The organism is Amaricoccus sp. (genome assembly GCF_017995835.1).
Taxonomy (GTDB): domain Bacteria; phylum Pseudomonadota; class Alphaproteobacteria; order Rhodobacterales; family Rhodobacteraceae; genus Amaricoccus.
The window spans coordinates 29411-36217 of sequence record NZ_JAGOID010000021.1 but is presented as its reverse complement, the minus strand read 5'-3'; the positions used below and the strand labels follow the sequence as shown (position 1 = coordinate 36217).

Below are 6807 nucleotides of genomic sequence, written 5' to 3'. Positions count from 1 at the left end.
CTGTTGGACTGCGTCTTCAGAGACGACGAATGCCGGGTCCGAACCGAGCATGCCCCGGCCAACTTCACCACCGTCAAACACATCGCCCACAACCTGCTGCGGCGTCATCCAGCCAAACTGTCCATGACAACCAAACGATTGAAGGCCGGATGGAACGAGCAATTCCTCGTCAGCCTTATCTCATGAACCTCAACTCACCCGATTCCCCTGCCCGCGCTCAGCCCGCGCCCCAAGGTGATTCAAGAGACCGCAGGCGGTTTGGGATGACAACCGTAGCGAAGTGGATCTGTCGGGTAGTCACCAGGATGGAGGTGACTTGCGATGATCTCCTCGACGAAGCGGCGAATCCGCCGCCGCACCCCGTCTTCCAGAGGGTCGAAGCCGTCATCGCTGGCCAGTAGCGCGAACCGCGAGGTCTCGGTACGTTCCTTCATGGCGTGATCTCCTTGGCGGCGCCAGCCGCCGATCGCTGCTTCGTCGCACCCGGAGATTACGCCGCCGACCAATTCCCACCACCTCCGCGACACCACCCGCCCGCGCGCTCGCCGATCGTCACCTCGAGGGGGGAGAGGCCGTCGATGGTGGCGACGAGCCTGTCGCCCGGCCCGACCGGGCCGACGCCGTGCGGGGTGCCGGTCAGGATGACGTCGCCGGGCTGGAGTTCGAAATAGGCGGAGAGGCGCGCGACGATCTCGGGCAGCTTCCAGATCAGCAGCGACAGGTCGCTGTCCTGCCGGGTCTCGCCGTTGACCGTCAGCCGGATGCGTCCCGCTGTCATGGGGCCCGAGTCGCGCGTCGGGGTGATGGCGCCGACCGGGAAGGACTGGTCGAAGGACTTGGCGATCTCCCAGGGCTTGCCGCCGCCCTGGAGGTCGCGGCGGGTCATGTCGAGCCCGACGGCATAGCCCCAGACGTGGTCGAGCGCGGCGGCTTCGGGGATGTTCAGCCCGCCCGCGCCGATCGCGAGCACGAGTTCGACCTCGTGGTGGAGGTTCTCGGTGACGGTCGGGTAGGCGATGGTCGCGCCGGAGGCGACGACGGCGTCGGCGGGCTTCTGGAAGAAGATCGGCGGGTTGCGCACGTCGTTCCCCATCTCCTCGACATGCGCGACGTAGTTGCGCCCGACGCAGTAGATCCGCCGGACCGGCCAGCGATCGCTCGTGCCGGTGACGGCGATGCTCGGTCGCGGCGACGGCGCAATGACAAGGCCGGGGCCCTCTGCCGGTGCGTTCATGGATGCCTCCCTCCCCGATTGCGTCAGGGTCGCACATGCACGCCCCCTGACGATCCGGGCTATCATGCATTCGCCGGCCGAAGAAGCCGGGGCCGAGCGGCTTGCCGAGCACGAGCACGTCGCCCGGCCGCGCCGCCGCGTTGCGGCGCACCGGGTCGGGGTGGACGGGGCCGAGGGCGACGAGGCCGTAGATCGCCTCGACCGAGTCGATGCCGTGGCCGCCGGCGACCGGCACGCCGGCGGCGCGACAGGCGGCCGCGCCGCCCGCGAGGATCGCGGCGATGGTCTCGTGCGAGAGCGCGTCGATCGGCATCCCGATGATCGCCAGCGCCATGATGGGACGCCCGCCCATGGCGTAGACGTCCGACAGCGCGTTGGTGGCGGCGATGCGGCCGAAATCGCCGGGATCGTCGACGATGGGCATGAAGAAATCCGTGGTGGCGACCAAGGAAGAGCAACGTCCCCGGTGGGGCGCCCGGACTTCGGCGGGTGTCTGGCCCTCCGGTGGGTTCGACTCCTTCCGCTTCCGCCATGAAGGTCGGGAACGCATCCCCGGTCCGCGGCGCCCGGATGTCGGGGCGCCGCGGACCGTTCGATTTCAGTCGCGGGTCCAGATGGTGTGGTCGACGCTGTCGCCGAGTTCGGGATAGTCCTTGCCGTGGAAGCGCGGCTCGAGTCCCTTCGCCCGCTGGCCGAAGTAGTCCCGCGTCAGTTTCACCACCGTCCCGGAGAGCAGGACGATCGCGACGAGGTTGATCGTCGCCATCAGCCCCATCGAGGCGTCGGCGGTGTTGAACACCGTCGCCACCGCTTGCAGCGATCCCCAGACCACCATCACGAGCACGACGATCCGCAGCGCCATGAGGCCGGTCGGCGTGCCGACGTGCAGGAAGGTCATCGCCATCTCGGAGTAGGAGTAGTTGCCGATGATGGACGTGAACGCGAAGAAGAAGATCGCGATCGCGACGAAGTAGGGCCCGATCCAGCCGATGTGCTCGGCGAGCGCGGACTGGGTGAGCTGGGTTCCCGTCAACTCGCCGCCGGGGACGTAGACCCCCGAGAGCAGAATCATCAGCGCAGTGCACGAGCAGATGAGGATCGTGTCGATGAACACGCCGAGCGCCTGCACGAGGCCCTGGCTGGAGGGGTGGTGCGGCACCGGGGTCGCCGCCGCGGCGATGTTCGGGGCCGAGCCCATGCCGGCCTCGTTCGAGAACAGGCCGCGCTTCACCCCGTTCATCATCGCCGCCGCGACGCCGCCGGCGACGCCGCCACCGACCTCGGCAAAGCCGAAGGCGTTGGCGAAGATATGCCCGAGCATGGCGGGAACCTCGCCGATGTTCATCACGAGCACGATCAGCGCGACGAGGAGATAGCCGCCGGCCATGAACGGCACGACGTACTCGGCGACCGTCGCGATCTGGCGGATGCCGCCGAAGATGACGATGGCGGTCAGCACGGCGAGGGCGAGGCCGGTGGCGAGCTTGGGAACGCCGAAGGCGCCGACCATCGCGTCGGCGATCGAGTTCGCCTGGACCGCGTTGAAGACGAGGCCGAAGGAGAGGATGAGGCAGACCGAGAAGACCGCGCCGAGCCAGGGCATCCCGAGCCCGCGCGCGATGTAGAAGGCCGGGCCGCCGCGGTAGACGCCGCTGCCTCCTTCTCTGTCGTGGACCTTGTAGAGCTGGGCGAGCGTTGATTCGGAATAGGCGGTCGCCATGCCGACGAGCGCAACCATCCACATCCAGAAGATCGCGCCGGGCCCCCCGAGGTTCAGCGCCACCGCGACCCCGGCGATGTTGCCGGTTCCCACCCGCGACGCCAGCGAGGTGCAGAGCGCCTGGAAGGGCGAGATGCCCTCCTTGTCCGTATCGGGCGCGCTGGTCACGACGCGGAACATCTCGGAGAAGTGCAGGATCTGCTGAAAGCGCAAGCGGATGGTGAAGTAGACGCCGACGGCCAGCAGGCCGTAGATCAGCACGTATCCCCAGAAGATGTTGTTGAGGAAGTCGATGATCGCGTTCATTTCGCCTCCGATCCGCCCGGCCGCATGATGAGGGCGCCCGTCGCGGTTCACAAGTATCGCGTGCGGGTTCGCGCGACATTGCACGATGTGAATCGCCGCCGGGACGGGTTACCCTGCGGCGAAGAGGAGCCGCCGCTCTCAGGGGGACAGAAGGATGACGCGCACGCTCGATCGCCTTGCTCTGGCCGCGATTGTTGGCCTCGCCATGGCCGCGCCGGCCTCGTCGGCGACGGTTCGGTTCGGCGGCTTCTACGTGATCGGCGACAGTCTCAGCGACGTCGGCAACACGCACGCGCTGACGCTCGGCGTCCTCCCGACGAGCCCGCCCTACGACCGGCTGCGGTTCTCGAACGGCCAGATCTGGTACGACCATGTCGCCGCGGCCGTCCGCGCCGACGGCGGCCGCGCCCGCAACTTCGCCTATGGCGGCGCGAAGGCGATCGGCGACCGCGACCTGATCCCCGACCTGCAGGACCAGCGCCGCCGGCTGGTCGATCGGGTCGACCCCCGCCCGACCGACCTCGGGGTCGTCTGGATGGGCGGCAACGACCTGCTCGCCCGCGTGGGTCGCGACAACATCCGCAACGTCGCCCGCAACGCCGCCGATCAGGTGTTCGACGCCGCCCGGGCGTTGCAGCGCAACGGCTTCAATTCCGTGATGCTGTTCAACATGCCCAACCTCGCCGACATTCCCCGCTATGCCGGCGCCAGCGCGTCCGCCCGCAACTCGGCGAGGAACGGCAGCGTCGCCTACAACGACCGCCTCGCCGGTCGCGCCGACCAGCTGCGTGGCCGCGGCATGGAGGTGGTCGAGGTCGACGTCTTCGGGCTCTTCGGCGACGTCGTCGCCAACCCGTCGAGCTACGGCATCGAGAATCTGACCACGCCCTGCATCCGTGGCGGGCGCGACCGTTGCACCACGACCCAGGCGCGCGTGACCGCCTTCGCCGACGACATCCATCCGAGCGCGGCCCTGCACCGGATCCTCGCCGATCGCGTGCTCGACCTGCTCGCGCCGCCGCCCGCCTTCATGGCGCTGCTCGACGGCGCCCGGCCGACGGCCCCCGTCGTCGCCGCGTCCGCACCCGCGGTCGTCGCGGCGCCGGTGCCGCTGCCGGCCCCGGCGCTGCTGCTGCTCGGCGGCCTCGGCGCGCTCGGGCTGGCGGCGCGACGGCGCACGAATCTCCGCGCCATTTCGCGGCGTTAATCGATTTCGCGATGTTATTCGCCGTTCCGGCGGGCTATGCTCGAACAGGGTAGATTCGGTATTGAGTGGGGACCGGGGGATGACACGCACGCTTAGCGGCCTTGTTTTGGCTGCGACTATTGGATTCTCCATGGTCTCGCCGGCCGCCGCGTCGACGGTTCGGTTCGGCGGGGTTCACGTGATGGGAGACAGCCTCAGCGACGTCGGCAACACCCACGCGCTGACGCTCGGCGCCGTCCCCGTGAGCCCGCCCTACAACCCGCTGCGGTTTTCGAACGGCGACATCTGGTACGACCATGTCGCCGCGGCCGTCCGCGCCGACGGCGGTCGCGCCAGCAACTTCGCCTATGGAAACGCCAGGGCGGTCGGCAACAGCGACGGCAGGCCCGACCTGCTGGCCCAGCGCAGGATGCTGCTGGGCCAGGTCTCCCCCGGCCCGACCGACCTCGGGGTCGTCTGGATGGGCACCAACGACGTGCTCGGCCGGGTCGGTCGCGCCAACATCGGCACAGTCGCCAGCAACGCCGCCGACCGAGTGTTCGACACGGCCCGGGAGTTGCAGCGCAACGGCTTCAACTCGGTGATGCTGTTCAACATGCCCAACCTCGCCGACTTGCCGCGCTACGCCGGCGCCAGCGCGGCCACCCGCACCTCGGCGCTGAACGGCAGCGTCGCCTACAACGACCGCCTTTCCACCCGCATCGACGAGTTGCGAGGCCGCGGCATGGAGGTGGTCGAGGTCGACGTCTTCGGGCTTTTCGGCGACGTCTTCGCCAACCCGTCGAGCTACGGCATCGAGAACCTGACGACGCCCTGCATCCGCAGCGGGCGCGATCGTTGCAGCGCGGCCCAGGCGCAGGTGGCCGCCTTCGCCGACCGCATCCACCCGAGCGCGGCCCTGCACAAGATCCTCGCCGATCACGTGCTCGACCTGCTCGCGCCGCCGCCCGCCCTTATGGCGCTGCTCGACGGCGCCCGGCCGACGCCCCCCGTCGTCGCCGCGTCGGCGTCCCCGGTCGTCGCAGCGCCGGTGCCGCTGCCGGCCCCGGCGCTCCTGCTCATCGCCGGCCTGGGCGCGCTTGGGCTGGCGGCGCGACGGCGGCCGAATTTCCGCGCAATTTCGCATGGTTAGTCGATTTCGCGGTGTTGCTCGCCGGTCGGGCGGGTTACTCTGCGTAAGATGGAGATTCGTTGCTTAAGAGGGGACCGCGTGATGACACGCATGCTCAACGGCCTTGTTCTGGCCTCTATCGTCGCATTCGCCATGGCCGCGCCCGCCGCTGCGTCGACGGTTCGGTTCGGCAGAATCCACGTGATGGGCGACAGCCTCAGCGACGTCGGCAACACCCGTGCGCTGACGCAAGGCGCCGTCCCGGTGAGCCCGCCCTACAACCCGCTGCGGTTCTCGAACGGCAATATCTGGTACGACCATGTCGCCGCGGCCGTCCGCGCCGACGGCGGTCGCGCCCGCACCTTCGCCTATGGCAACGCCAAGGCGATCGGCGACCGCGACCTCAGACCCGATCTGCTGGCCCAGCGCGGGATGCTGTTGGACCAGGTCTCCGCCCGCCCGACCGACCTCGGGGTCGTCTGGATGGGCATCAACGACCTGCTCCCCCGGGTGGGTCGCGACAACATCCGCAACGTCGCCCATAGCGCCGCCGACCGGGTGTTCGACACCGCCAAGGTGTTGCAGCGCAACGGCTTCAATTCGGTCATGCTCTTCAACATGCCCAACCTCGCCGACTTGCCGCGCTACGCCGGCGCCGGCGCGGCCACCCGCAACTCGGCGCGAAACGGCAGCGTCGCCTACAACGACCGCCTTTCCACCCGCATCGACCAGTTGCGGGGCCGCGGCATGGAGGTGGTCGAGGTCGACGTCTTCGGGCTCTTCGGCGACGTCTTCGCCAACCCGTCGAGCTACGGCATCGAGAACCTGACGACGCCCTGCATCCGCAGCGGGCGAGACCGTTGCACCACAGCCCAGGCGCGGGTGACCGCCTTCGCCGACCGCATCCACCCGAGCGCGGCCCTGCACCGGATCCTCGCCGATCACGTGATCGACCTGCTCGCGCCGCCGCCCGCCCTCATGGCGCTGCTCGACGGCGCCCGGCCGACGTCCCCCGTCGTCGCCGCGTCGGCGTCCCCGGTCGTCGCAGCGCCGGTGCCGCTGCCGGCCCCGGCGCTGCTGCTGCTCGGCGGCCTCGGCGCCCTCGGGCTGGCGGCGCGACGGCGCACGAATCGTCGCACCTTCCCATCCGCCTCCGAAAACGCTATGTGAGCCGCGCCGCGGGCCGCGAGGTCCGCGGTCCTCGTTTTCGCGACCCTGCTGGACGACAT

The 6807-nt window shown here is 69.3% G+C and carries 6 protein-coding genes, 1 tRNA gene and 2 pseudogenes; 5 read left to right on the top strand and 4 right to left on the bottom strand.

Annotated elements, in window-relative coordinates; translation table 11 throughout:
• A pseudogene (locus tag KBA23_RS05580) lies at positions 1 to 186 on the top strand (ISAs1 family transposase); the annotation flags it as partial.
• Between the two features lie 53 nt (positions 187 to 239).
• On the opposite strand, the gene KBA23_RS05575 reads toward KBA23_RS05580, so the two are convergent.
• The 3 genes and pseudogenes from KBA23_RS05575 to selD form a co-directional block, all read right to left on the bottom strand.
• The gene (locus KBA23_RS05575; RefSeq protein WP_290737710.1) at positions 240 to 434 is read right to left on the bottom strand and encodes a hypothetical protein; all 195 of its coding nucleotides are present in this window, start codon (positions 432 to 434) and stop codon (positions 240 to 242) included.
• 56 nt (positions 435 to 490) lie between these two features.
• Entirely contained in the window at positions 491 to 1234 is a 744-nt protein-coding gene (locus KBA23_RS05570) for a fumarylacetoacetate hydrolase family protein (protein WP_290737707.1), read from the bottom strand.
• An 85-nt stretch (positions 1235 to 1319) separates the two neighbouring features.
• A pseudogene (selD, locus tag KBA23_RS05565) lies at positions 1320 to 1685 on the bottom strand (selenide, water dikinase SelD); the annotation flags it as partial.
• On the opposite strand from selD, the gene KBA23_RS05560 reads away from it, so the two are divergent.
• A tRNA-OTHER gene (locus KBA23_RS05560) sits at positions 1683 to 1766 on the top strand. The pseudogene selD and the gene KBA23_RS05560 sit on opposite strands and share 3 nt — an antisense overlap.
• A gap of 66 nt (positions 1767 to 1832) precedes the next feature.
• Here KBA23_RS05560 and KBA23_RS05555 read toward each other — a convergent pair.
• Positions 1833 to 3260: a sodium:alanine symporter family protein gene (locus KBA23_RS05555; RefSeq protein ID WP_290737704.1), complete on the bottom strand. Its 1428-nt coding sequence runs from the start codon at positions 3258 to 3260 to the stop codon at positions 1833 to 1835.
• A gap of 154 nt (positions 3261 to 3414) precedes the next feature.
• Between KBA23_RS05555 and KBA23_RS05550 the strand changes: the two genes are divergently transcribed.
• The 3 genes from KBA23_RS05550 (at position 3415) to KBA23_RS05540 (ending at position 6748) form a co-directional block, all read left to right on the top strand.
• A complete protein-coding gene (locus KBA23_RS05550; protein ID WP_290737701.1) occupies positions 3415 to 4467 on the top strand; it encodes an SGNH/GDSL hydrolase family protein in 1053 nt (350 codons plus the stop codon).
• 130 nt (positions 4468 to 4597) lie between these two features.
• Positions 4598 to 5599 (top strand): SGNH/GDSL hydrolase family protein, encoded by a 1002-nt coding sequence (locus KBA23_RS05545; RefSeq protein ID WP_290737698.1) that lies wholly within the window; start codon positions 4598 to 4600, stop codon positions 5597 to 5599.
• Positions 5600 to 5680: 81 nt separating this feature from the next.
• A complete protein-coding gene (locus KBA23_RS05540; RefSeq protein ID WP_290737695.1) occupies positions 5681 to 6748 on the top strand; it encodes an SGNH/GDSL hydrolase family protein in 1068 nt (355 codons plus the stop codon).
• Positions 6749 to 6807 lie beyond the last annotated feature (59 nt).